At 72.0% G+C, this 25,768-nt stretch carries 18 protein-coding genes; 6 read left to right on the top strand and 12 right to left on the bottom strand.

The features are described from left to right. Positions 1 to 56 precede the first annotated feature (56 nt). Positions 57 to 665: a M48 metallopeptidase family protein gene (locus CEB94_RS26800; RefSeq protein ID WP_175434627.1), complete on the bottom strand. Its 609-nt coding sequence runs from the start codon at positions 663 to 665 to the stop codon at positions 57 to 59. Positions 666 to 1,000: 335 nt separating this feature from the next. Between CEB94_RS26800 and CEB94_RS26795 the strand changes: the two genes are divergently transcribed. Next, complete coding sequence (locus CEB94_RS26795) at positions 1,001 to 2,215, top strand: ThiF family adenylyltransferase (protein WP_175434626.1); 1,215 nt, start codon at positions 1,001 to 1,003, stop codon at positions 2,213 to 2,215. Beyond that, positions 2,208 to 3,575 (top strand): ABC1 kinase family protein, encoded by a 1,368-nt coding sequence (locus CEB94_RS26790; protein ID WP_175434625.1) that lies wholly within the window; start codon positions 2,208 to 2,210, stop codon positions 3,573 to 3,575. The genes CEB94_RS26795 and CEB94_RS26790 overlap by 8 nt, the downstream gene beginning before the upstream one ends. A gap of 16 nt (positions 3,576 to 3,591) precedes the next feature. On the opposite strand, the gene CEB94_RS26785 is transcribed toward CEB94_RS26790, so the two are convergent. The 5 genes from CEB94_RS26785 to CEB94_RS26765 form a co-directional block, all read right to left on the bottom strand. Further along, positions 3,592 to 3,810, bottom strand: coding sequence for a hypothetical protein (locus CEB94_RS26785; protein ID WP_175434624.1), 219 nt, complete (start codon positions 3,808 to 3,810; stop codon positions 3,592 to 3,594). 142 nt (positions 3,811 to 3,952) lie between these two features. After that, a complete protein-coding gene (locus CEB94_RS26780; RefSeq protein ID WP_175434623.1) occupies positions 3,953 to 4,276 on the bottom strand; it encodes a hypothetical protein in 324 nt (107 codons plus the stop codon). Next, on the bottom strand, positions 4,273 to 4,641 hold the full coding sequence (locus tag CEB94_RS26775) for a WhiB family transcriptional regulator (RefSeq protein ID WP_031132355.1): 369 nt from the start codon (positions 4,639 to 4,641) through the stop codon (positions 4,273 to 4,275). The genes CEB94_RS26780 and CEB94_RS26775 overlap by 4 nt, the downstream gene beginning before the upstream one ends. A gap of 172 nt (positions 4,642 to 4,813) precedes the next feature. Further along, entirely contained in the window at positions 4,814 to 5,143 is a 330-nt protein-coding gene (locus tag CEB94_RS26770; RefSeq protein ID WP_175434622.1) for a hypothetical protein, read from the bottom strand. A 164-nt stretch (positions 5,144 to 5,307) separates the two neighbouring features. Next, complete coding sequence (locus CEB94_RS26765) at positions 5,308 to 7,503, bottom strand: ATP-dependent DNA helicase UvrD2 (RefSeq protein WP_175434621.1); 2,196 nt, start codon at positions 7,501 to 7,503, stop codon at positions 5,308 to 5,310. Between the two features lie 183 nt (positions 7,504 to 7,686). On the opposite strand from CEB94_RS26765, the gene CEB94_RS26760 reads away from it, so the two are divergent. Then, positions 7,687 to 7,929, top strand: a complete 243-nt coding sequence (locus tag CEB94_RS26760; RefSeq protein WP_003992805.1) for a mycoredoxin — start codon at positions 7,687 to 7,689, stop codon at positions 7,927 to 7,929. 207 nt (positions 7,930 to 8,136) lie between these two features. Here CEB94_RS26760 and nudC read toward each other — a convergent pair whose 3' ends face one another. The 5 genes from nudC to CEB94_RS26735 all read right to left on the bottom strand — a co-directional run bounded on the left by nudC (position 8,137) and on the right by CEB94_RS26735 (position 18,344). Further along, positions 8,137 to 9,081, bottom strand: coding sequence for an NAD(+) diphosphatase (nudC, locus tag CEB94_RS26755; protein WP_175434620.1), 945 nt, complete (start codon positions 9,079 to 9,081; stop codon positions 8,137 to 8,139). Positions 9,082 to 9,240: 159 nt separating this feature from the next. Beyond that, the gene (locus CEB94_RS26750; protein ID WP_175434619.1) at positions 9,241 to 10,644 is read right to left on the bottom strand and encodes a dipeptidase; all 1,404 of its coding nucleotides are present in this window, start codon (positions 10,642 to 10,644) and stop codon (positions 9,241 to 9,243) included. A gap of 10 nt (positions 10,645 to 10,654) precedes the next feature. Then, entirely contained in the window at positions 10,655 to 14,257 is a 3,603-nt protein-coding gene (locus CEB94_RS26745; RefSeq protein WP_175434618.1) for an ATP-dependent DNA helicase, read from the bottom strand. Positions 14,258 to 14,347: 90 nt separating this feature from the next. Beyond that, positions 14,348 to 17,689, bottom strand: coding sequence for an ATP-dependent helicase (locus CEB94_RS26740; RefSeq protein ID WP_175434617.1), 3,342 nt, complete (start codon positions 17,687 to 17,689; stop codon positions 14,348 to 14,350). 265 nt (positions 17,690 to 17,954) lie between these two features. Further along, entirely contained in the window at positions 17,955 to 18,344 is a 390-nt protein-coding gene (locus CEB94_RS26735; protein WP_246111926.1) for an MGMT family protein, read from the bottom strand. A gap of 186 nt (positions 18,345 to 18,530) precedes the next feature. Here CEB94_RS26735 and CEB94_RS26730 point away from each other — a divergent pair, with 186 nt between their 5' ends. From CEB94_RS26730 to CEB94_RS26720, 3 genes are all read left to right on the top strand, one after another. Beyond that, positions 18,531 to 21,260 (top strand): lysylphosphatidylglycerol synthase domain-containing protein, encoded by a 2,730-nt coding sequence (locus CEB94_RS26730; RefSeq protein WP_175434615.1) that lies wholly within the window; start codon positions 18,531 to 18,533, stop codon positions 21,258 to 21,260. Between the two features lie 73 nt (positions 21,261 to 21,333). After that, positions 21,334 to 22,881: an alpha/beta hydrolase gene (locus CEB94_RS26725; RefSeq protein ID WP_175434614.1), complete on the top strand. Its 1,548-nt coding sequence runs from the start codon at positions 21,334 to 21,336 to the stop codon at positions 22,879 to 22,881. A 135-nt stretch (positions 22,882 to 23,016) separates the two neighbouring features. Continuing rightward, the gene (locus CEB94_RS26720; protein ID WP_175434613.1) at positions 23,017 to 24,486 is read left to right on the top strand and encodes an alpha/beta hydrolase; all 1,470 of its coding nucleotides are present in this window, start codon (positions 23,017 to 23,019) and stop codon (positions 24,484 to 24,486) included. A gap of 71 nt (positions 24,487 to 24,557) precedes the next feature. On the opposite strand, the gene moeZ is transcribed toward CEB94_RS26720, so the two are convergent. Next, a complete protein-coding gene (moeZ, locus tag CEB94_RS26715; RefSeq protein WP_175434612.1) occupies positions 24,558 to 25,736 on the bottom strand; it encodes an adenylyltransferase/sulfurtransferase MoeZ in 1,179 nt (392 codons plus the stop codon). Positions 25,737 to 25,768: the final 32 nt, after the last annotated feature.

The raw sequence follows: 25,768 nt of genomic DNA, 5'->3' as shown, positions 1-25,768 counted from the left end.
CCGGTACACAACGCTCGCTCAGCCGTATCGGCTGTTCGCTCACGGAAAGCGGTCGGTCACCCCGCGGGGCTCTCACCCCGCGCGCCGGGCACATGGGGCAACCGCTCGGCGGCGACCACGCCTTCGAGGTATCCCCGGGCCCGCTCGGTGCGCGGATAGGCCTCCAGGAGTTCCCAGAAGCGGGGTCCGTGTCCGGGGACGAGCAGATGGGCGAGTTCGTGGAGGAGGACGTAGTCGACGACGTACTCGGGCATGCCCTGGAGGCGGTGCGACAGGCGGATGCTGCCCTCTGAAGGGGTGCAGGACCCCCAGCGCGTGTTCTGGTTGGTCACCCAGCGCACCGACGCGGGCCGGGCCCGCCCGTCGAAGTACTGGTCCGAAAGAAGCCGGGCACGCTCGGCCAGCTCGGCGTCGCCGAGGGCCCGCTTGCTCTCCTGGGCGGCCAGCTTGTCGAGCATGACGTTCACCCAGCGCTGCTCCTCCGCCTCGGACATCCGGGCGGGGATGAGCACTACGGTGCGATCGCCCTCGCGGTACGCGGAGACCGTTCTGCGTCGGCGGGCGCTCCTGCGGACCTCGATCGCGCTCGCCCCCGAGCCGCTCGGCGGCTGGCTCGTCGTGCTGCGCTGTGCGGTTCCGGCGCGGTGCAGTGGGTCGGCGGGCACGCCCCGACGTTACCCGCTGCACACGGGGAAGTCCCGGCTCCGGGACGGTTCGGTGCCACCGCTCCCACCGGGCGCCGGATTTGTACGACGAATGCCCGTGCCTGTGGACAACTTTCGGCAGCCGGTGGTGGTTTTGGGCATGCTGGATCTCGTCGGCGAAGCGACGGCGGGGCCGGTCCGGGACCAGGGGCCGTGCCCGCACTCGGGCTCGGCCTGCGCACGGGCTCGGCCTGCGCTCGGGCCGTGCTGGGCAACGGCCTGGGCGTGACCAGCCAACGCCCGCGCCCTCGCTCCACCGGCAAACGGGGACGATCTACGGCATACGGGGGCCTGTCATGCATCCGATGGTGAAACCCGCGCTCAGGCGTGGCTGGCGCGACCTCAAGACCGTGCAGTTCGGGATGACACCGGCGCATGCGATGACGCTCGGCCCGATGGACCTGGCGACGGGCAGCTTCCTCGAGCTGCTGAACGGCACGCGAGGGCTGGAGCTCCTGCGCGAGGAGGGACGCCGCATGGATCTGCCCGACGGTCATGTCGACGGGCTGGTGCGGGGGCTCGCGCGAGCCGGGCTGCTGGACGACGCCCGGGGCGGCGGCCCGGCCGCCGACGCCCTGAGGAAGAAGAAGGAGGTGCTCGACCGGCTGCGGCCCGACCTGGCCGCACTCTCCCTGACGACCTCGGCGCCCGGCGACGCGATCGGGCAGCTGGCGGCCCGGCGCTCGCAGCGCGTGCAGGTGCGCGGCGCGGGCCGGGTCGGTGCCGTGCTGGCCTCGCTCCTGGCCGGGGCCGGCGTGGGCGAGGTGGACGTTCTCGACGGTGGCCGTGTGGAGCCGTGGGACGTCGCGCCGGGTGGGCTCCCCGCGGAATCCGTCGGCGACCGCAGGGACGAGTCGGCCCGCAGTGCCGTGCGCCGGGCGGCCCCGGACCGGCCGCCGCGCCGCGCACCGGCCGACGCATCCGCGAAGGAGGGCGACCCGGGATTTTCGCTGGTGATCCTCGCCCCACGGGACGATGTCGCCGTACATGCGCCCGACCCGGCCGCCGCCGAGCCGCTCATGGCGTCCGGGACACCCCATCTGTACGCCGGTGTCGTGGAGGGCACCGGCGTGGTCGGCCCTCTCGTCCTGCCCGGGGAAACGGGCTGCGCGGGCTGTCTGCACGAGGGCCGCACCGACCGCGACCCGACCTGGCCTCGTCTGGTCGCCCAGTGGCGCTCCGGCAGGCAGCGGCAGGTGCGGCCCTGCGACCTGACGCTGGCCACGACCGTGGCCGGGCTGGCGGCCGCTCATGCGCTGGCCTTCCTGGACGGCCGGGTTCCGTCCAGCGCCGGGGCACGTTGGGAGGTCTCCGTCCCCGGTCTGCACTGGCATGCGCGGCCGGTCCGGGCGCATCCGGCATGCCCCTGCGCTGCTGCGGAGAGAGGAAAAGGGGAGCACCTCTCCGAGGACGGGGAGTGGAAGGAGACAATGGCGGTGCAACGGCCGTCGGAGCAGTGCCGTGAGGCAGAGGCGGAGCGGCCGGCTGGGACTTGGAGGGCGCATGTCTGATCTTCCCCGGAAGGCGGTTACCCGGACCGCCAAGCTCGCCGCGCTCCCGCTCGGCATCGCCGGGCGGGCGACATGGGGATTCGGCAAGCGGATCGTCGGCGAGTCCGCCGAGCTCGTCGGCCGGGAACTCCAACAGCGCACGGCGGAGCAGCTGTTCAAGGTGCTCGGCGAGCTCAAGGGCGGTGCGATGAAGTTCGGCCAGGCCCTGTCCGTCTTCGAGTCCGCGCTGCCCGAGGAGGTGGCCGGCCCCTACCGGGCCGCGCTGACCAAGCTCCAGGAGGCAGCGCCGCCCATGCCGACCCGCACCGTGCACGCGGTGCTGGAGGAGCGGCTCGGCAAGGGCTGGCAGGAGCTGTTCCTGGAGTTCGAGGACAAGCCCGCCGCGGCGGCCTCGATCGGCCAGGTCCACCGAGGGGTGTGGCACGACGGCCGCGAGGTGGCGGTCAAGGTGCAGTACCCGGGCGCCGGCGAGGCCCTGCTGTCTGATCTGAATCAGCTGAGCCGCTTCTCGCGTCTGCTCGGTCCGCTGATCCCCGGCATGGACATCAAGCCGCTGATCGCGGAGCTGAAGGACCGCGTCTCGGAGGAGCTGGACTACGGCCTGGAGGCCCAGGCCCAGCAGGCCCACGCGGAGGAGTTCACGGACGACCCGGACGTGGTCGTGCCGCAGGTGGTCCACCAGTCCGACCAGGTCCTGGTCACCGAGTGGATGGACGGCGTCCCGCTGTCGGAGATCATCTCGGACGGCACCGAGGAGCAGCGCGACCGGGCCGGTCAGCTCCTGGCCCGCTTCCTGTTCTCCGGCCCTGCCCGCACGGGCCTGCTGCACGCCGATCCCCACCCGGGCAACTTCCGGCTCCTGCCCGGCGGCCCGGAGGGCGAGGACGACTGGCGCCTGGGTGTCCTGGACTTCGGCACGGTCGACCGCCTCCCGGGCGGCCTGCCGGCTACCATCGGCGAGTCCCTGCGGATGACCCTCGACGGGGAGGCCGAGGCGGTCTACGAGCTCCTGTGCGCGGAAGGGTTCGTCAAGGAGACCATAGAGCTGGACCCTGACGCCGTCATGGACTACCTGCTGCCGATCATCGAACCGGCCCAGGTCGAGGAGTTCACCTTCACCCGGGGCTGGATGCGCAGCCAGGCGGCTCGTGTCGCCGACCCCCGCTCCCCCGCCTACCAGCTCGCCAAGCAGCTCAACCTGCCCCCGTCCTATCTGTTGATCCACCGGGTGACACTGAGCACGATCGGCGTGCTCTGTCAGCTGGGGGCGACGGTGCGGCTGCGCGAGGAGCTGGAGGAGTGGCTGCCGGGGTTCGTACCGGAGGACCCGGTGGACGGCCAGGCGGTGGCGGAGGCGTGAGCCCCGGTCGCGGGCTTCACCACCAGTCCGAGTCCAGGCGCCCCTCGATGGACCTGAGGTTCTCCCGGGAGCAGGTCTCGCAGTAGTAGTGGCGGGCGCCGTCCTCCACGGAGTACGTCCAGGTGAGTGGTGGACCTTCGGTCAGGACTTGGGCCGATGTGCCGCAGCGGGCGCAGACAAAGCGCCGCGGCTCCGTGGCGGAGCCGTCGTCGCTGCCTCCTGAAGGACTCGTCACCCGGCGACGATATCTCCGCGCCCGGTCGGTACAACGCAGCACGGGGCCGGTCCGTTCGGCACGGACCGGCCCCCGCGGTGAGAGCTTCGGTGGCGGCAGCGCGGCCTCCCTGGCCGGGAGGCCCCGCTTCAGGTGCGGCGGGTTACTGCATGACCGCCATGGCGAGCGCCCGGCGGGCACGCAGCGACGCGCGTTCCGCCCTGCGCTGCATCCGGCGGGCGGTCGCCAGACGCACGGCCTGGCGATCCCGCTCCGCCTCTTGCAGTCGCTCGTGCATATGCGCACGAGCCATGGCTTCTGGAATGAGTTGCATCTCTCGGGTCCTGTTCTGACGCGAGTCCTTCGCGCCGCTGATGGTGAAGTCTTGGGTTGCGGAGCCTGCGGGCTCGTCAGTGGACGGCTTCATCGGGGCCTGCTTCTGGGGGTCGTGCGTGAGGGGGCGGTCGATCGTTCCTGCGGTGTTCATGCTGTGACCGGGTTCTTGCGCGGGCGGCCACGCGGCCGCTTCCGGGCGACGACGACACCCTGGACGAAGAGCTCGCCACCCCAGACGCCCCAGGGCTCACGCCGCTCCTTGGCACCGGCGAGGCAGGCCTCGACCAGCGGGCAGGTGCGGCAGAGGGCCTTGGCGTACTCGACGTCCGCGGGCGACTCGGCGAAGAAGACCTCCGGGTCGTAGGAGCGGCACGGGACGGGTACGCCGAGGTTCTCGATGGCGTCGTCGAGCGCGGTGAGCGCGGTGAGCGGAGTCAAGGCGGGGTCCTCCGTGGAGCCAGGCTTGGGGATCGTGTCGGAAGGCGGTACGGACGGGGCGTGCGCTTCGAGTTGCACGGTTCGTCTTCCTCGTCTGGTCGTTCCGGCCTGTTGGCCGGGGGTGGTGGTACCGGGTTCTTGTCTTGTCCCGAGGCGCCTTCGGTCCGTCATCCCTGTTCAGGGACAAACAGAAGGGCCGCGGATCCCGGATGGGGTTCCGCGGCCCTGAAGGCGCCGGCCTGATCGGCGATCAGGCTGGATCACTCCAGGGTTCTGGCCCACGGAAGGCCCACATCTGGTGGTGCTGCGTCGTCTGCTTCCGGAATCCGGCACCGGTCGCCGTAAAGGCATAGGCGGCCTTCGCCTGTGCCGCTACTGCCGCTTCCAGTGCCTTGGTCGGTCGCTCATTGCGCTCACGGACGGGAAGGCCCGTGGGGGCAACGGAGGCGGAGGCCGGACGGACGGCACGAATGCCGGACAGACCGGTGCCCAGGTTCGAAACGCCGAGCATGCACGCGGAGACGGCCGAGCGATCGGTCATTTTCACGATGCTGACGGAGCTGGTGTAGATGCTGATCACTGGACTCGCCTCCTCTCGGCGTCTCGGGGGACTGGGTGAACCAGTCCGACGGATATGCAAGTACAACACGGAATCAGGGCCTCCGAGAAGGCCGCTGCTCTCGTGCCTAAGAACCTATGGGGATTGCTGGGGCATGCGCAAACTATTTTTTCGACGAGTTCGTGTCAGTCCTGATCTGTGCTCTCCGCCGGCGACTGGCCTGCGCAGATGGCCAGTACATCGGCGCCGTAGCGGGTGAGCTTGCGCATCCCGACGCCCGGGATGCGAGCGAGCTCCCGCTCGTCGTCGGGGGCGGACTCGGCGATCGCCATCAGAGTCCTGTCCGTGAACACGCAGAAGGCGGGCTGGCCGCTGCCGCGCGCCTGGTCGGCGCGCCACTCGCGGAGCCGCTCGTACAGGCCCTCGTTCATGTCGGAGGGGCAGTCGTCGCACCGCATCAGCTTCATCTCGCCCGGGTCGGTCAGCGTGCGGCCGCAGACTCGGCAGCGGGCGGGGACTCGCTGAGCCCGTTTCGGGGCGGACCCCCTGGTTCCGGGGATTCCACGCTCGATTCCGCCCGCTCCGCCGGCGGCGGTGCGACCCGTGGTGGCCGTCGAGCCGGGGCGCAGCCCGTCGAGGAAGCGGCTGGGCCGACGGCTGGGACGTCCGCCGGGTGAGCGGGAGAGCGCCCAGGAGACATGGAGGTGTTCTCGCGCGCGGGTGACGCCGACATAGAGGAGGCGGCGCTCCTCCTCGATCTGTTCGTCGGTCTTCGCGTAGGTGATCGGCATCATTCCCTCGGCGACGCCGACCAGGAAGACGACGTCCCACTCCAGGCCCTTGGCCGAGTGCAGGGAGGCGAGGGTGACGCCCTGCACGGTGGGAGCGTGCTGCGCGTTCGCCCGTTCGTCGAGTTCGGCGACGAGGTCCGCCAGGGTGGCGCCCGGTTTGGCGGCGGCGAAGTCCTGGGCGAGGTTCACCAGGGCGGCCAGGGACTCCCAGCGCTCTCTCACGGCACCGGAGCCGGCCGGTGGCTGCGTTGTCCAGCCCTCTCCCGACAGCACGGCGCGCACCTGGGAGGGAAGGTCGACGACGTCGTCCAGGAGGGAGTCGTTGCCGCCGAAGCGGGCCGCGCCGCGCAGGGCGATGCTCGCCTTGCGCACCTCCGGGCGGTCGAAGAACCGCTCGGCGCCACGCAGCTGGTAGGGCACTGCGGCGTCGGCGAGGGCCTGCTCGTAGGTCTCGGACTGCGCGTTCGTGCGGAAGAGGATGGCGATCTCGGAGGCCGGGACTCCCGAGTCGATGAGTTCGCGGATCCGGCGGGCCGCGCCTTCCGCCTCGGTGGGCTCGTCGGTGTACTCGGCGTAGACCGGCTCGGGTCCGGGGGCGCGCTGGGAGACGAGCTCCAGGCGGTGGTCGGCGGCCCGGCCCCGCGCCTGGGCGAGCAGCCCGTTGGCGAGGTGGACGACCTGGGGAGTGGACCGGTAGTCGCGGACCAGTTTGACGACGGTGGCACCGGGGTGGCGGGTGCGGAAGTCGAGCAGGTGGTCCGGGGTCGCCCCCGTGAACGAGTAGATCGTCTGGCTGGCGTCCCCGACCACGCACAGGCTGTCCCGCTCGCCCAGCCACAGGTCGAGCAGGCGCTGCTGGAGGGGGCTGACGTCCTGGTACTCGTCGACCACGAAGTGCTGGTACTGGGCGCGGATCTGCTCGGCGATGTCGTGCCGGTCCTGCAGGACGGCCACGGTCAGCAGCAGCACGTCCTCGAAGTCGATGACGGACCGCTCGCGCTTGACGTCCTCGTAGGCGGCGTAGAGCTGGGCGATCTCGGCGGGGTCGCGGGGCGACTCCCGGCCGGCCTTGGCGGCGGCGGGCGCGTAGTCGGCGGGGACGGTCTGGGTGACCTTGGACCATTCGATCTCGGCGGTGACGTCCCGCAGCTCGCCCCGGTCGAGCCGGATGCGGCAGGCGGCCGCCGCGTCGGCGACGAGCTGGATCTTGCGGTCGACGAGCCGGGGCAGGGAGCCGCCGATCGCTTTCGGCCAGAAGTACTGGAGCTGACGCAGGGCGGCAGAGTGGAACGTACGCGCCTGGACGCCCGCGGCGCCGAGCTGGCGCAGCCGGCCCCGCATCTCCCCGGCGGCGCGGTTGGTGAAGGTGACGGCGAGGACGCTGGAGGGGTGCAGTACGCCGGCGCGCACTCCGTAGGCGATGCGGTGGGTGATCGCCCGGGTCTTGCCCGTGCCGGCGCCCGCCAGGACGCACACCGGACCGTGCAGGGCCGTGGCCACCTCGCGCTGCTCGGGGTCGAGCCCGTCGAGCACCGCGTCGGCGGAGTCCGGTACCTGCGGGAACAGGGTGGAGTGCGTTGCTGCTGTCACACGGCCATGCTGCCAGGTCGCGGGAGACGGCTGTGCCGGTTGCCCACAGGCACGCACTGATAGTCGTACCAATGCGGCAGGCGTCACGTCGGGCCACGCCCGGAGAGCGGGAATGGTGGACCTTTCACATACGTTCCACCACTGCGACCACCCGCCCCGAGCCACCGAAGGAGCACGAGAGACATGCTGGGCACTGTGACGATGTACAGCACCACGTGGTGCGGCTACTGCCGCCGGCTGAAGAGCCAGATGGACCGCGAGGGCATCGCGTACACCGAGATCAACATCGAGCAGGACCCGGAGTCCGCCGCGTTCGTGGAGAAGGCGAATGGCGGAAACCAGACGGTGCCCACCGTCCTCTTCCCAGACGGCTCGACGCTCACGAACCCCTCGCTGGCTCAGGTGAAGCAGAAGATCGGCGCCTAGTCGCCGTGCGCTTGGCGGGGAAGGCGGCTCCTGAGGCAGCTCAGGAGCCGCCTTCTCGTGGTCTGTCCCACACCACGACCTAGTGCCGATGAGCCAGTCCACGGGTGTCCGGTTGACGGCCATGCCGACGATCGGCCTTCAGGAACGGCGGCCGGCACCGCCGGACGGTGAGGGAACTTGTGGTTCCGGTACGGGGCGTCGCCGCCGTCAGGCGGCACTCCGCGTCGGGAGCGGCTTGCCGTACCAGAGCTCGATCAGGCGGGCCGCGATCGAGATGCCGTAGGGCGGGAGCATTTCGCCGGACTCGAACGCCGCGCCCAACTCGTCGCGGGAGAACCAGCGGGCCTCGTGGATCTCGTCGCCGTCGACCTCGATCTCGGTGGAGGTGGCGCGGGCCAGGAAGCCCAGCATGAGGCTGGAGGGGAAGGGCCAGGGCTGGCTGGCGACGTACTCGACCTGGCCGACGCTGATGCCGACCTCCTCGTGGACCTCACGGCGCACCGACTGCTCGATGGACTCGCCGGGCTCGACGAAACCGGCCAGCGTCGAGAAGCGGCCCTCGGGCCAGTGGACCTGGCGGCCGAGCAGGATGCGGTCGTCCTCGTCGGTCACGGCCATGATCACGGCGGGGTCCGTGCGCGGGTAGTGCTCCGCGCCGCAGGCCTGGCAGCGGCGGATGTGTCCGGCGGCGGCGATGATGGTGCGCTCGCCGCAGCGCGAGCAGAAGCGGTGCGTGCGCTGCCAGTTCTCCAGGCCCACCGCGTGCACCATCAGGCCCACGTCACGGGCGGACAGCAGCGCGCCCGCCTCGCGCAGGCCCGCCGGGCGCGCGGACTGGTCCATGCGCCCGGGCAGCGAGTCCTTCTGGAGGGCGAAGTAGCTGACGCCGTCCTCGTCGATGCCGAGGAAGTAGCGGTGCGCCTCGGTGAGGGGGGCCTCGAAGGAGGGGGTCATGACGAGTTCGGTGTGCCCGTCCGCCGTCTCGTCGATGAGGACCTGTCCGCCGGAGACCACGAAGCAGCGCGTCGTGGGGTGGCTCCACGCCGCCGCGAGCCAGGCCTCGTCGAGCCGGTGGTGGGCGGCCCGGTCGATGCCGCTCGGGGCGGTGAGCGAGATGGGACGGTCGGCGTTGGGGTCGGTCCAGGTGGTCACGGGTGCTTCCAACTCCCCGGTGGAACAGTCGGGTTCGGCGGGCGGTTCAGCGGGACGTACGGCGGGAGGCCGGCCGGGTCCGGCGGGCTCGGGGGGGGTGGGGCGGCGGCGCTTCCAGTGTGCCCCCCGCGTGCGGCCGGTCCGGACGGAACGGGACGCTCAGGGCGCATGGCACCAGTTCTCGGCGAGGTCACCCCACAGGTACGCGGTGGTCTCGACGCCCTTGAGGAGCAGGTCGAGTTCGACTTTCTCGTTCGGGGCGTGCCAGCCGTCCGAGGGGACGGAGATACCCAGGAACAGCACAGGGGCGCCGAGGACGTCCTGGAGGTCCGCCGCCGGTCCGGAGCCGCCCTCGCGCGTGAAGCGGACCGGCTTCTCGAAGGCCCGGCCCATGGCGCGGGTGACCGACCGGAGGGCCGGGTGGTCCAGCGGCGTCAGGCACGGGCGCGTGGCCCCGCTGAATGTGATGTCGCAGCGGATCCCGGGCGACACCTGCTGCTCGGCCCAGGCCCGGACGGCCTTTTCCACCTGGCCGGGGTCCTGGCCCGCCACCAGGCGGAAGGACAGCTTCACCAGGGCGGAGGACGGGACGATCGTCTTGCTGCCGGGGCCCTGGTAGCCACCGCCGATGCCGTTGACCTCCGCGGTGGGGCGGGCCCAGATCCGCTCCAGGGTGGTGTAGCCGGCCTCTCCCTCGGTGGCGTACGACTTGGCCGTGCGCAGCCACTGCTGCTCGTCGAAGGGCAGCTCGGCGAGGAGCTCACGCTCACGGTCGGTGAGTTCGACCACGCCGTCGTAGAAGCCCGGGATCGCCACGCGCGCGTGCTCGTCGTGCAGGGCGGCGACCAGGCGGGCGGCGGCCGTCGCCGGGTTGGGCACCGCGCCGCCGAAGGAACCGGAGTGGATGTCCTGGTCGGGACCGTACAGGCGTATCTCGCACTCGGCGAGGCCGCGCATGCCGGTGCACACCGTGGGGGTGTCCTCGGACCACATGCCGGTGTCGGAGACGATCACGGCGTCGGCGGCGAGCCGCTCGGCCCGCTGCTCGACCAGGGCCCGGAAGTGCGGCGAGCCGGACTCCTCCTCGCCCTCGATCAGCAGCTTCAGGTGCACGGCCGGTGTGGTGCGGCCGGTGGCGGCGAGGTGGGCGCGGACGCCGAGGGTGTGGAAGAACACCTGGCCCTTGTCGTCGGCCGCCCCGCGCGCGTAGAGGCGGTTGTCACGCAGGACCGGCTCGAAGGGCTCGCTGTCCCAGCCGTCCTCCCGGGCGGCGGGCTGCACGTCGTGGTGGCCGTAGACCAGCACCGTGGGCGCCTGCGGGTCGTCACAGGGCCACTCGGCGAAGACGGCGGGCGCGCCCGGCGTCGGCCAGATCTCGGCCGTGGGGAAGCCGGTCTCCGTCAGCTTGGCGGCGAGCCAGTCGGCGCTGCGTCGTACGTCGGGCGCGTGGTCGGGCTGGGCCGACACCGACGGGATGCGCAGCCACTCGGCGAGGTCGTCGAGGAAGGCGGCGCGGTGCTGCTGGATGTACGTACGGACGACGCTGTCCGGGGTCTGGCTCATGGTCACGAGCCTATCGGCCCGCACTGACGTCCTCGGAGTGCGGTTCCTCACCAGGCCCCGCACTCGTGCGCGTGCGCCCGCCCGACTGCGCCCCCGTGTCCGAACCGGCCTCCCCGCCGGGTGGATCCTCCAGCAGCAGCCGCTCCAGGGCGGCGCGGTCCAGGAGCTCCTCGGGGCGTACGACCTCCCCGCTGCGCACGTACAGGAACGCGGCCGTGACCGACTCCGGGGGCACGCCCTGCTGCTCGGCCCAGGCCAGGCGGTAGACGGCGAGCTGGAGCGGGTCGGCGGTGCGGGAGCGGTTGGTCTTCCAGTCGACGATCTCGTACGTCGCGTCCTCCCCGTCGCCCTCCTTGTAGACGGCGTCGATGCGGCCCCGGACGATGCGGCCGGCGATCGCGAGCTGGAAGGGGGCCTCCACCCGGTGGGGCGTGCGGTGCGCGTACTCGGTGCGCTCGAAGGCGTCCTTGAGGGCCTCCAGGTCCCGTTCGTCGGCGATCTCGGCCTCGCTGCCGGGCAGTTCCTCCGGCTCCAGCATGGGCAGCGTGAGCGCTTCGAAGCGGGCCTCGACCCAGGCGTGGAAGCGGGTGCCCCGTCGGGCCGCGGGCTGGGGCGGGCGGGGCATGGGCCGGGCGAGCTCCTGGGCGAAGCCGTCCGGGTCGGCGGCCAGGCGCAGCAGCTGGGACGCCGAGAGCGACACCGGGAGGGGAACGTCGGTGACGCTGTCGCGGGCGCGCAGGAGCTCGCCGGTGAGGGCGTCGAGGTCACGGTCCCAGGAGGCGAGGGTGCGGGCTTCCTCCGGGGTGAGGCGCGGGTGTTCCCGGCCCCGGGGACCAGGCTGCTCGGGGGCCCTGGGGCGGGGGCGGGCGGCCGGGGGCTCCGGTGGGGCCGCCTGGTGGGGGACGGTGGGCCGGGCGTCCCCGTCCGCCGGGTCTTCCCTGGAGGCGTCCTGGAAGGGGTCCTCTTCGAAGACGGCCTCTTCGAAGGGGTCCGGTTCGTCGTAGGGAGGCTCCTCATAAAGAGGCTCGTCGTCCTCGGGGGGCGGCGGCCACTCCGGGTCGTCGAGGGCGCCCGGGTCGTGCGCGGCCGCGGGGTGCCCGTGGTCGTGGGACGCGAGGTCCTGCAGGTGGGCCAGGACGGTCTCGGCGGCCGCCCGGCGGCGGGCCAGGGCTGCCTCGTCCAGGGGCAGCGGCCACACCTGGTCGGCCGTCGCCTGGTGCAGGGCCGGGTTCTCCTCGTCGTCGGCGGGTTCGTCCGCCCAGGCCTCGATCTCGCCGTACCCGGCCTCGCAGTGCTCGTGGAGGGCCTGGAGGAACGCGGACGGTCCGCGGCGCTTCTTCTGGGTGGGCCCCCACCAGTGGCCGGAGCCCAGGAGGAGGGAGCGGGGGCGGGTGAAGGTGACGTAGCCGAGGCGGAGTTCCTCGGTGTGCTGGTGGTCCTTCATGGCTTCATGGAAGGCCTTCAGGCCCTTGGCGTCCCAGGACGCCACGTCGGGCAGGGTGTCGGCGTCGCCGCGCAGCTCGTGCGGCAGGACCTTGCCCTGGGAGGTCCACTTCTCGCGGCCCTGGCCGCTGGGGAAGGTGCCGGTGACCAGGCCGGGGACGACGACGACGTCCCACTCCAGGCCCTTGGACTTGTGGGCGGTCAGCACCTTGACGGTGTTCTCGCCACCCGGCAGGGCGTTGTCGAGCCCCTTCTCGTACTGGGCGGCGGTGCGCAGGAAGCCGAGGAAGGCGAGCAGAGTCGCCTCGTTGTCGCCGGCGGCGAAGGAGGCGGCGACGTCCAGGAAGTTGGACAGGGTTTCGCGGCGGCGGGCGGCCAGAGCGTGTGGCGACGCCGACAGCTCCACCTCCAGGCCGGTGACGGCGAGGACGCGGTGCAGGACGTCCATCAGCGGGTCGGCCAGGGAGCGGCGCAGCTCGCGCAGTTCGGTGGCCAGCCGGGCGAAGCGCACACGCGCGTCGGGCGAGAACGGCAGTCCGTCGTCGTCGCCGCGGCCGTCCAGCGGCGTCTCCAGGAACGTGTCGAGGGCGTCCGCGAGGGAGATCACCTCGGACGGGTCGACCCCCTCGACGGCCTCGGCGAGGCGGCGGTCCTGGTCGTCGTCGTCCGCCACGCGCGTGTGGGCCACGAGGAGCCGGGCGCGCCGCCCCAGCAGGGCGAGGTCGCGCGGGCCGATGCGCCAGCGCGGGCCGGTCAGCAGCCGTACCAGGGAGGCGTTGGCGCCCGGGTCCTGGAGAACCTCGCAGACGGCGACGAGGTCGGCGATCTCGGGCAGGTGCAGAAGCCCGGACAGGCCGACGACCTCCACCGGGATGTCCCGGGCGACCAGCGCGCCCTGGATCTCGGCGAAGTCGGTCGCCGTCCGGCACAGGACGGCGATCTCTCCGGGTGCCGGCCCGGTGCGGACGAGGTGGGCGACGGAGTCGGCGGCCCAGTCGATCTCCTCGGCGTGGGTGCGCAGCAGGGCGCAACGGACCATGCCGTCGCGTTCGGCACCGGGGGCCGGGCGGAGGGCCTCCACGCCCGCATGGAGGGCGCGCAGGGGCTCCGCGAGGTCGTTGGCGAGGTCGAGGAGGCGGCCGCCGCTGCGGCGGTTCTCGCTGAGGGCCTGGCGGGTCGCGGGGCGGCCGTCGGCGTGGGCGAAGTGCTCGGGGAAGTCGTCGAGGTTGGCGACGGAGGCGCCGCGCCAGCCGTAGATCGCCTGGCACGGGTCGCCGACGGCGGTGACCGGGTGGCCGGTGCCCTCGCCGAACAGGCCTGCCAGGAGGACGCGTTGGGCGACCGACGTGTCCTGGTACTCGTCGAGCAGGACGACCCGGAACTCGTCGCGCAGGGCGTGGCCCACCTCGGGGATCCCGGCGAGCCGGGACGACAGGGCGATCTGGTCGCCGAAGTCGAGCAGGTCCCGCTCGCGCTTGGCGGCCCGGTAGCGGGTGACCAGCTCGGCGAGTTCACGCCGGGCGGCGGCCGCGTCGGGGACCTTGCGCAGGTCGGCGTTGCTGAGCTTGGCGCCCCGCAGGGTCAGCAGCAGTTCGGCGTCGTACGCGCGCAGGGCCTCCGGGCGTACGAGGTGCTCGGCGAGTTCGGCGTCGAGGGCGAGGAGGTCGCCGACCAGGTCCGGGAAGGAACGGGTCAGGGCCGGGAAAGGCCCCGGGGCCTCACGCAGGACCCGCGCGGCGAGCTGGAAGCGGGTGGCGTCGGCGAGCAGCCGGGACGTGGGCTCCAGCCCGATGCGCAGGCCGTGGTCGGTCAGCAGGCGGCCCGCGAAGGCGTGGTACGTGGAGATCACCGGCTCGCCCGGCGGGTTGTCCGGGTCGATGGCGTCCGGGTCGGTGACGCCGGCCCTGACCAGTGCCTTGCGCACACGCTCGGCGAGTTCGGCGGCGGCCTTGTTGGTGAAGGTGAGGCCGAGCACCTGCTCGGGGGCGACCTGGCCGGTGCCGACCAGCCACACCACGCGTGCCGCCATCACCGTCGTCTTGCCCGAGCCGGCTCCGGCCACGATCACCTGCGGGGCGGGCGGCGCGGTGATGCAGGCCGTCTGCTCCGGGGTGAAGGGGATGCCGAGGAGCTCTTTGAGCTGTTCGGGATCAGTGATACGGGCGGGCACATCGAAAGGCTAGCTGCGGGCACTGACAGTGGTGGCCGGATCGGCCACCGGGCAGGAAGAAGCGCAGGTCAGCACACGTGGTGCGATACCTCACTCGACGACGTGACGCCCCTCCTGCCGGGCGCTGCACGAGGCCCGGAACGCGCAGTGCGTGCAGTGCTGCCCGGCGGTCGGTGTGAACCGTTCGTCGAGGACCTTGCCGGCGGCGGTGGCCAGCAGGTCACCGACCCACTCCCCCTCCAGCGGCTCCTGGGCCTGCACCTTGGGCAGGCTCTCGCCGCCGTCGCGCTTGGCCGCCCCCTGCCGGAGGTGGACGAGTTCGGCGCCGCCCGGCTCGGGGCGTACACCGTCGAAGGCCTCGTCGACGGCGCCCTCGCGGACGGCCAGCTGGTAGACGGCGAGCTGCGGGTGGCGCTCCACCTCTTTGGAACTCGGCGCCTGCTTGCCGGTCTTGAAGTCGACCACGTAGGCGCGGCCGTCACCGTCCGCCTCGACCCGGTCCATCTGGCCGCGGATGCGCACGCGGTAGTCGCCCGCTTCGAGGGTGACGTCGAAGTCGTGCTCGCTGGCCACCGGGGTACGTCCGGTGCGGTTCATGACGTGCCACTGCAGGAACCGTTCGAGCGCCACGCGCGCGTTGTCCTTCTCCTGGGCCGACTTCCATGGCGCGTCGAAGGCCAGCGCGTTCCACACGGAGTCGAGGCGTTCCATGAGGACGCCGAGGTCGGCCGGGGTGTGCCCGGAGGCGACCTCGTCGGCGAGGACGTGGACCACGTTGCCGAAGCCCTGGGCGGCGGTCGCGGGGGCGTCGGCCTTGACCTCTCGGCCCAGGAACCACTGCAGGGCACAGGTGTTGGCCAGCTGGTCGAGGGCGCTGCCGGAGAGCACGACGGGCTGGTCGCGGTCGCGCAGCGGCACCTTGGACTCGGTCGGCTCGAACATGCCCCACCAGCGGTAGGGGTGCGCGGACGGCACCAGGGGGCGGCCGTCCTCGTCGGCGAGGGCGGCGAGCCGGGCCAGGCGGTGGGCGGCGGCCTCCCGGAGGGCCTCGGAGACGCGCGGGTCGACCGTGGTGGCGCGCAGTTCGGCGACGAGTGCGGCGACGGACAGCGGGCGGCGGGGGCGTCCCGTGACGTCCTTGGGTTCGACGCCGAGTTCGGTCAGGAAGCGGGAGGGCTGGTCCCCGTCGTCGGCGGGGGCCTTGACCGCGGTGACGACGAGGCGCTCACGCGCGCGCGTGGCGGCCACGTAGAACAGGCGGCGCTCCTCGGCGAGCAGCGCACCGGGGGTGAGGGGTTCGGCGAGTCCGTCGCGGCCGATGCGGTCGGCCTCCAGGAGGGAGCCGCGGCGGCGCAGGTCCGGCCACAGGCCCTCCTGGACTCCCGCGACGACCACGAGGCGCCACTCCAGGCCCTTGGAGCGGTGCGCGGTCATCAGGCGGACGGCGTCGGGGCGTACGGCACGCCGGGTGAGGGTGTCGGCGGCGATGTCCTCGGCGTCGATCTCCTCCAGGAAGTTCAGGGTGCCCCGGCCGCCGGTTCGCTCCTCGGCGCGGGCCGCGGTGGCGAACAGGGCGCAGACGGCGTCCAGGTCGCGGTCCGCGTTGCGCCCGGCGGCGCCGCCCCGGCGGGCTGCCCGCTCCAGCCGCGTGGGCCACGGTGTGCCCTCCCACAGGTCCCACAGCGCCTCCTCGGCCGTACCGCCGCCGGCCAGGCGTTCGCGGGCCTTGCGCAGCAGCGCGCCGAGGCGCTGGGCGCCACGCGCGTACGTGGGGTCGTGCACGGCGAGGCGCTCCGGCTCGGCGAGCGCCTGCGCGAGCAGCACGTCGGAGGGCGCCGGCAACGGGTTGCCGGCGGCCCGCTCCTCGTCGCGCAGGGCGCGGCCGAGGCGGCGCAGGTCGGCGGCGTCCATGCTCGCGAGGGGGGAGGTCAGGAGGGTGAGGGCGGTTTCGGTGTCGAGCCAGCAGGTGTCGTGCCGCGTGGAAGGGGCGTCCTCGGAGGCGGGGTCCCCCTCGGCGTCCTGAGGCTCAGCAGATCCCGCCTCCGCCGCGGCCACCGCCCGCAACGCCGTCAGCAGCGGCGCCACCGCCGGTTCGTGCCGCAGCGGCATGTCGTCCCCGTCGACGTCGACGGGGACGCCCGCCGCCGTGAGGGCGCGGCGGACCGTGGGGATGGTGCGGGAGCCGGCGCGCACCAGGACGGCCATGTCGCTCCACGGGACGCCGTCCTCCAGGTGGGCCCTGCGGAGGATGTCGGCGATGTTGTCCATCTCCGTCCCGGACGTCGGGTACGTGTACGCCTCGACGCGGCCGCCGTCCCGTACGGGGGCGAGTTCCCGATGGGCGCGCACCTTCTCGGCGGGCAGTCGGGTCAGGGGCATGCGCTGGGTGAGCAGCCGGGTGGCGGCCAGCAGGCCGGCCCCGGAGCGGCGGGACGTGCGCAGCACGGAGACGGGCGCCGGGCGGCCGTCCGCGCGCGGGAAGGCGTGCGGGAATTCCAGGATGCCGTTCACGTCGGCCCCGCGGAACGTGTAGATCGACTGGTCGGGGTCGCCGAAGGCCACGAGCGTGCGGCCGCCGCCGGCCAGGGCGTCCAGCAGCCGTACCTGAGCGGGATCCGTGTCCTGGTACTCGTCGACGTAGACGGCGTCGTACCGGGCGGCGAGCCACGCCGCGACCTCGGGGCGGCGGGCGAGGAGCACCGCGCGGTGGACGAGTTCCGCGTAGTCGATCACGCCCTGCAGGTCGAGCACGTCCAGGTACTCGGCGAGGAAGGCGGCCGCGGCTCGCCAGTCGGGCCGTCCCGTACGGCGGGCGAAGGCGTCCAGGGCACCGGGGCCGAGGCCCAGTTCACGGCTGCGGGCGAGAACGGCACGGACCTCGTCGGCGAAACCGCGGGTGGTGAGGCAGGCGCGCAGTTCGTCCGGCCAGCGCACGTGCGCGAGCCCGCCCCGTTCCAGATCGACCTGGCCCGCGAGCAGCTCGCGCACCGAGACGTCCTGCTCGGGGCCGGACAGCAGCCGCAGCGGCTCCACGAACAGGTCGCTGTCCTGGTGGGCGCGGACCAGGGCGTAGCAGAACGAGTGGAAGGTGGTCGCCTGGGGAGCGCGGGCGGCCCCGGCCCGCTGGGCCATGCGGTCGCGCAGCTCGACGGCCGCCCGGCGGCTGAAGGTGAGGACCAGGACGCGCTCGGGGTCGCCGCCCCGGGCGACGCGCTCGGCCACGGACTCGACGAGCGTGGTGGTCTTGCCGGTGCCCGGGCCCGCGAGGACGAGCAGCGGGCCCGCCCTGTGGTCAACCACGGAGCGCTGCGAGGCGTCCAAAAGAGGGGGGTCCACGCGGCCAGGAGGGGTACGTACCAGTCGGTAAGCGCCACGGCTCCCCCGCCGCACCCGGGGGTGCGACAGGCCGCTGGTGAAGGAAGAGGAGCTCACGTGGTTCGCCGGTTCTGGTGGAAGTGCTGGTTGGCGGGCCCCGCGCGTGGCGGGCGGTGACCGCGGGGTGACGGGGGCATGCGCAGCCGACGCTACGCCGAGGGGTGAGGTGGAAGCAGGGCTTCCCCTTCTTCCCACCGACCACTCGCGGCACGCGTGGCACTCATGCCCCTCGCCTCACGAACGTACGTCATACCCCCGATGTGCCCCGATTCCCCCGTACGGATCACGGGTCACACGGGAGGCCGTCCGATGGCGGAAGCTGTCAGGTGTGACCCTCCGCGCGATCACCGCCGTCCCACCGCGCCCGTCTCATGTCGATGCGCGGCAGGTGGCCCTCGGCGGCGCGGCTCGCCTCCTTCAGGGGCGTGCCCTCCGCCCGGTAGTGGCCGAGCGCCCGTTGCTCGTGCCCCGGCAGCAGGACGCCGTCCGCGCGGACGACCCGCCACCACGGAGCGGCTCCCCCGTAGAGCGCCATCACGCGGCCGACCTGCCGCGGCCCACCCTGCTCCAGCCACTCGGCGACGTCCCCGTAGGTCATGACACGGCCCGGCGGGATCAGTTCGGCGACGTCGAGCACCCGCTCGGCGTACTCGGGCAGCGCTTGCGCGGACTCGTCCTCGTACCGGCCCCCCTCAGGGCTGTGCTCACTCATCCGCCCCATCCTGCCCCACCCCACCGACAACGGGCCGGGTGTGCTCCCGGGCGTCTTCCTCGCCCGGCAGGAGCGCGTCGGGCAGACTGTCCGCCCCCGCATGTGCACCCCGATTGCCCCGTGTGCCGGTGCGGCATGCCACCATCGTGCGGGCGGTGACCGGTGATACGAGACCAAGAAGAGACGATGAAGCAGCAGGGTGCGCACCCCGAGGGCACAGAGGGCACCTCTGACGCTGCGTCGCGCCCTGGCACTGCGGACGACGGTCCGAAGGCGGCCGCGAAGAAGACCCGGGCGGCCGCCGAGGAGCCCGACTTCGCGCACATCGACGAGGTGGAGGGCGACGAACCGCTGCTCCCCGCGCGCGTGCACCGCCCCTCCGACCTGATGCGCCTCCTGGTGGGCGTGCTCGCCATCGCGATCCTGATCGGGATCGCCGCGTTCGCGCACGGCACCACCTCGGGTCTCGAACAGGACATCAACAAGGGCACCGGGCAGGCCCCCGACCTGCTCATCAAGATCGCGGGGCTGGCCTCCAGCATCGCCATCCTGCTGGTTCCGGTCGCCTTCGCCATCGAGCGGCTGATCAAACGGGACGGACTACGCATCGCCGACGGTGTGCTCGCGGCGGTCCTCGCGCACGGTGTGACCCTCGCCACCGACCTGTGGGTCGCCCGGGCCGCGCCCGACTCGATCCAGGAGGCGCTCACGCAGCCCTCCCCCGGCGACATCCACGCGCTGACCGACCCCGTGCACGGCTATCTGGCCCCGGTCATCGCCTACATGACGGCCGTCGGCATGTCGCGCAGACCGAGATGGCGCGCGGTGCTGTGGGTCGTGCTGCTCCTCGACGCCTTCTCGATGCTCGTCACCGGGTACACGACCCCGTTCTCGATCATCCTGACCGTGCTGATCGGCTGGACCGTGGCCTACGGCACGCTGTACGCGGTCGGCTCCCCCAATGTCCGGCCCACCGGGCAGACACTGATGGCAGGCCTGCGGACCGTCGGGTTCCGACCGGTCAGCGCCTCACGCGAGGACATCTCGGACAACCCGGACACCGGAGACCGGGGCCGCCGCTACTTCGTCACGCTCGAGGACGGCCGGCCCCTGGACGTCACGGTGGTCGACCGGGAGCAGCAGGCCCAGGGCTTCTTCTACCGCGCCTGGCGCAACCTCACCCTGCGCGGCTTCGCCACCCGCAGCAGCCTCCAGTCGCTGCGCCAGGCCCTGGAGCAGGAGGCCCTGCTGGCGTACGCGGCCATCGCGGCCGGCGCCAACGCACCCAAGCTGATCGCCACCTCCGAACTCGGCCCCGACGCGGTGATGCTCGTCTACGAACACAGCGGCGGACGCACCCTCGACTCGCTGTCCGACGAGGAGATCACCGACGGCCTGCTGCGCGACACCTGGCACCAGGTGAAGGCCCTGCAGTCGCGGCGTATCGCGCATCGCAGGCTGGTGGGCGACGCGATTCTGGTGGATCGTTCCGGCACGGTGATCCTCACCGACCTGCGCGTCGGCGAGATCGCGGCCGGTGATCTGCTGCTGCGCATGGACACCTCCCAGCTGCTGGTGACGCTCGGTCTCCGGGTGGGCGCCGAGCGGGCGGTGGCCTCGGCGGTGGGCGTGCTCGGTCCGGACGCGGTGGCGGACTGCCTGCCGATGCTCCAGCCCATCGCGCTCAGCCGCTCCACGCGCGCGACGCTGCGCAGACTGGCCAGGGAGCGGGCACAGCGCGAGCGCGACGCGGTCCTGGAGGCGTCCCGACAGGCCAAGCAGGCCCGCCTGGAGGGGGACGCGGACGAGTCCGTGCCCACCCTGGAAAAGCCCGACAAGAAGGCCGTACGGGCGGAGCAGCGGGCCGAGAAGCGGGCGATCGACGAGGCGCTGGAGGAGGCGCGCGAGGAGGACCTGCTCACGCAGATCCGGCACGCCGTGCTGCGCATCAGGCCACAGGCGCCCGTCGAGCCGGCCCGGCTGGAGCGGGTGCGTCCGCGCACACTGATCAGTTTCATCGCCGGCGCGATCGGTGCGTACTTCCTGCTGACGCAGCTCACGCACATCGAGTTCGGGCCGCTCATCTCGAACGCCGAGTGGGGCTGGGTCGCCGCGGCCGTGCTGTTCTCGATGTGCAGCTACATCGCGGCGGCGATGGCCCTGCTGGGATTCGTACCCGAGCGCGTGCCGTTCGTGCGGACCGTGGCGGCGCAGGTCGCCGGGTCGTTCGTGAAGATCGTCGCCCCGGCGGCGGTGGGCGGGGTCGCGCTGAACACGCGCTTCCTGCAGCGCGCGGGAGTGCGGCCGGGGCTCGCGGTGGCGAGTGTCGGCGCGTCGCAGCTGTTCGGGCTCGGCTGCCACATCCTGATGCTGCTGTCCTTCGGCTATCTGACCGGTACGGAGAAGACGCCGTCGCTGTCGCCCTCCCGGACCGTCATCGCCGGCCTGTTGACGGTGGCGGTGCTCGTCCTCGTGGTCACGTCGGTGCCGTTCCTGCGGAAGTTCATCGTCACGCGCGTGCGGTCGCTGTTCGCGGGAGTCGTGCCGCGCATGCTGGACGTGCTCCAGCGGCCGCAGAAGCTGATCACCGGCATCGGCGGCATGCTGCTGCTGACCGCCTGCTTCGTGATGTGCCTCGACGCGTCGATCCGCGCGTTCGGCGACGAGTCCACGTCGATCAGCATCGCCAGCGTCGCCGTCGTCTTCCTCGCGGGCAACGCCCTGGGGTCCGCGGCGCCGACACCGGGTGGTGTGGGCGCGGTCGAGGCGACCCTGACGGTCGGCCTGATCGCCGTCGGGCTCCCGAAGGAGGTCGCGGCACCGGCGGTCCTGCTGTTCCGCCTCCTGACGCTGTGGATTCCCGTGCTCCCGGGCTGGCTGGTCTTCAACCACCTCACCCGCAAGCAGGCGCTTTAGCACCGGCGACCTCTGCTACCTCGTACGGCACGCGTCCCGCGCGCCCGTCTCGGTACCGCCGCAGGATGGAACCATGCCAACCCTCCTCCGGCTGCGCGCCGTCGCCCTGACCGCCTCCGCCGTGCTGCTGTCCACCGTGCTGGCGGGCTGCGGTGACGACGCCGCCGAGGACGAGGACCTCACGCGGCAGGAACTGAGCTGGAAGGCCTGCCCGTCCCCGGACGCGGCCCAGGGCGGAGGTGCCTCGCCCTCTCCTCTGCCGGACGAGGGTGAGTGGCAGTGCGCGACCATGAAGGCCCCGCTCGACTGGGGCGACCCGAAGGGCGACACGATCGGCGTCGAGCTGATCCGGGTCAGGACGACCGGCGAGGAGAACGAACACATCGGCTCGCTCATCTTCAACTTCGGCGGCCCCGGCGGCTCGGGCGTCACCTCGCTGCCCGCCTTCGCGGAGGGCTACCAGACCTTGCGCACCCGCTACGACCTGGTCAGCTTCGACCCGCGCGGAGTCGGCCGCAGCGACCCTGTGATCTGCGAGAACGACCAGCAGCTCGACGCCTTCTTCCAGCAGGACGCCACACCCGACGACGCCGCCGAACGCACCGAGCTCGTGGAGATCACCAAGGAGTTCAACGACGCCTGCGAGCAGAACTCGGAGAAGATCCTGCCGCACGTGCGCACCACCGACGCGGCCCGCGACCTGGATTTGATGCGGCAGGTCCTCGGTGACGACAAGCTGCACTACTTCGGCATCTCCTACGGCACCGAACTGGGCGGCGTCTACGCCCACCTGTTCCCCGAGCGGGTCGGCCGTGCCGTGTTCGACGCCGTCGTCGACCCCACGCAGGACCCCGAACAGGGTTCGCTGGGGCAGGCCAAGGGCTTCCAGCTCGCGCTCGACAACTTCGCCGAGGACTGCGTGTCGAAGACCGAGGAGTGCCCCGTCGGCGACAGCGCCCAGGACGTGAAGAACCGTATCGCCAGGCTGCTGAACGATCTCGACCGCACTCCGCTCCCGGGTATCTTCCCGCGGCAGCTGACCCAGACCGCGGCGACCAGCGGCATCGCACAGGCCCTGTACTCGCAGGACTTCTGGGAGTACCTCACGGAGGGCCTGGAGCAGGCCTACGACGGGGACGGCAGGATTCTGATGGCTCTGTCCGACTCGATGAACGGGCGCAGCGAGAACGGCGAGTACAGCAACATCACCCCCGCCAACGTCGCCATCAACTGCGCCGACGACAAACCCCGCTACGACACCGCCTACGTCGAGCGGAAGCTGCCCGAGTTCCGGGCCGCGTCCGACCTGTTCGGCGACTACATGGCCTGGTCCATGCTCAGCTGCACCGACTGGGCCGTGCCGGGCTCCGCCGACCGCCCGGCCGTGAGCGCTCCGGGCGCGGCGCCCATTCTGGTCGTCGGCAACACCGGTGACCCGGCCACACCGTACGAGGGCGCGCGGGCGATGGTGAACGCGCTGGGCAAGGGTGTCGGTGTCGAGCTGACGTACCGCGGCCAGGGGCACGGCGCGTACGACAGCGAGAACAAGTGCGTGCAGGGCGCGGTGAACGGCTATCTGCTGGACGGGAAGGTGCCGCCGGCGGGGACCGTCTGCACCTGACACCCGCAGCGACCCCGGCAAACTCGCAGGTCAGAAGGTTATCCACAGGCTGAGTCGGTCGACGCCTGATCTGCCTACCATGGCCTGACCGCCATCCGCGGCACGAAGCGGACGGCCTGCGAGGGGGGATGGGCAATGACGCGCTTCGTTCGATGGACCGCTCTGGCGGCCGCCTCGGTCCTGCTGGCCGCGGGCTGCGGCGGCGGTTCGTCCGACGACGACAGGAGCGGGCTGTCCTGGGGCCGTTGCAAGGCCACCGCCGACGGCCCCGCGCCGAGCAGCGAATGGCAGTGCGCGACGCTGAAGGTGCCGCTGGACTGGTCGAAGCCGGACGGCGAGACGATCGGTCTTGGGCTCATCCGCGCCAAGGCGCGCGGCGGCGACCGCGTCGGATCCCTGCTGTTCAACTTCGGCGGCCCCGGCGCCTCGGGCGTGTCCATGATGCCGTCGTACGCCCCGACCGTCTCCTCACTCCGCGAGCGGTACGACCTGGTGAGCTGGGACCCGCGCGGCGTGGGCGCCAGCGAGGGCGTGCGCTGCCGGGGCGACAAGCAGATCCAGGCCGCCGAATCGGTGGACGTCTCACCGGACACCCCCGCCGAGGAGAAGGCGTACTTCGAGGACGCCGCCGACTTCGCCAAGGGCTGCCGGAAGGACGCCGGGAAGCTCATGGCGCACGTCTCGACCACCGACTCGGCCCGCGACATGGACCGCATCCGGGAAGTCCTCGGCGACGAGAAGATGCACTACTTCGGCATCTCCTACGGCACCGAACTGGGCGGCACCTATGCCCACCTCTTCCCCAAGAACGTGGGACGCATGACGCTGGACGCGGTCGTCGACCCCGGCGCCGACACCGTGGGGCACGCCGAGAACCAGGCCAGAGGGTTCCAGCGCGCGCTGAACGGCTACCTCGAGTCCACGGGCCAGGACCCGGAGGACGGCACACGCAAGATCGCGGACCTGCTGCGGCGGATCGACGCCCGGCCCCTGGCGACGGGCGCACCCGGGCGGAAGCTGACCCAGACCCTCGCGGTCACGGGCATCATCCTGCCGCTGTACAGCAAGGACAGCTGGCCGACCCTGACCAGCGCCCTCGACGCGGCCGAGCAGGGCGACGGCTCGGAGCTGCTGGTCCTCGCCGACCGCTACAACGAACGCGACCCGTCAGGCCGTTACGGCACGACGACCCACTCCCAACGGGTCATATCATGCCTGGACGACAGGCAGCGGCCGACCGCGGCCGGGACGAAGCGGCTGCTGCCCCGGTTCGAGAAGATCTCCCCGGTCTTCGGGACGTTCCTCGGCTGGGACACGGCCGGCTGGTGCCACGACTGGCCGGTGCCCGGGCAGCACGACACCCCGGAGGTGAGCGCCCACGGCGCGGCACCGGTCCTGGTGGTCGGCAACACCGGCGACCCGGCCACCCCGTACGAGGGCGCGCGGAGGATGGCCGACGAGCTGGGCAAGGGCGTCGGGGTGATGCTCACCTGGCGGGGCGAGGGGCATGGCGCCTACGGCAGTGGCAGCGACTGCGTCGACTCCACGGTGAACGCGTACCTGCTGGACGGCTCGGTGCCGAAGGACGGCAAGGTCTGCTCATGACGACGGCGGGGGCTTCGCGCACCCGTGGTGCGCGAAGCCCCCGCCGCTCGGAAAGGGAGGCCGGATTCGGCTCAGTACACCGGCTTGGACGGCTCGATCTGGTTGACCCAGCCGATCACACCGCCGCCGACGTGGACCGCGTCCGAGAAGCCCGCGGACTTCAGGACCGCGAGGACTTCCGCACTGCGGACACCCGTCTTGCAATGCAGGACGATCTTCTTGTCCTGCGGGAGGCCCTCCAGGGCGGTGCCCATGAGGAACTCGTTCTTCGGGATCAGCCGAGCGCCCGGAATGGAGACGATCTCGTACTCGTTCGGCTCGCGGACGTCGATGATGTCGATGCTCTCACCGTCGTCGATCCACTCCTTGAGCTGCTTGGGAGTGATCGTGGAGTCGGCGGCCGCCGCCTGTGCCTCCTCGGAGACGACGCCGCAGAAGGCCTCGTAGTCGATGAGCTCGGTGACGGTCGGGTTGTCGCCGCAGACCGCGCAGTCCGGGTCCTTGCGGACCTTGACCTGGCGGTACTGCATCTCCAGGGCGTCGTAGATCATCAGTCGGCCGACCAAAGGGTCGCCGATGCCGGCGAGGAGCTTGATGGCCTCGTTGACCTGGATGGAGCCGATGGACGCGCACAGCACGCCCAGGACGCCGCCCTCGGCGCAGGAGGGGACCATGCCCGGGGGCGGGGGCTCCGGGTACAGGCAGCGGTAGCAGGGGCCGTGCTCGGACCAGAAGACGGACGCCTGGCCGTCGAAACGGTAGATCGAGCCCCACACGTACGGCTTGTTCAGCAGCACGCAGGCATCGTTGACCAGGTAGCGGGTCGCGAAGTTGTCCGTGCCGTCGACGATCAGGTCGTACTGGCTGAAGATGTCCATCACGTTGTCGGCCTCGAGCCGCTCCTCGTGAAGGATCACGTCCACGTACGGGTTGATGCCCTTGACGCTGTCGCGGGCGGACTCCGCCTTGGAACGGCCGATGTCGGCCTGGCTGTGGATGATCTGGCGCTGCAGGTTCGACTCGTCGACCTCGTCGAACTCCACGATGCCGAGGGTGCCGACGCCCGCGGCGGCCAGGTACATCAGCGCCGGCGAGCCCAGGCCGCCGGCGCCCACACACAGCACCTTGGCGTTCTTCAGCCGCTTCTGCCCGTCCATCCCCACGTCGGGGATGATCAGGTGGCGGGAGTACCTGCGGACCTCGTCTACGGTGAGCTCGGAAGCCGGCTCGACCAGGGGTGGCAGCGACACGGGGACTCCGTTGGTCGGTCAATCACTACGGT

The sequence above is a fragment of the Streptomyces hawaiiensis genome (assembly GCF_004803895.1).
In the GTDB taxonomy this organism is placed as follows: domain Bacteria; phylum Actinomycetota; class Actinomycetes; order Streptomycetales; family Streptomycetaceae; genus Streptomyces; species Streptomyces hawaiiensis.
Note: the sequence above shows the minus strand (reverse complement) of the source record. Positions and strands in the feature narration are given on the sequence as shown.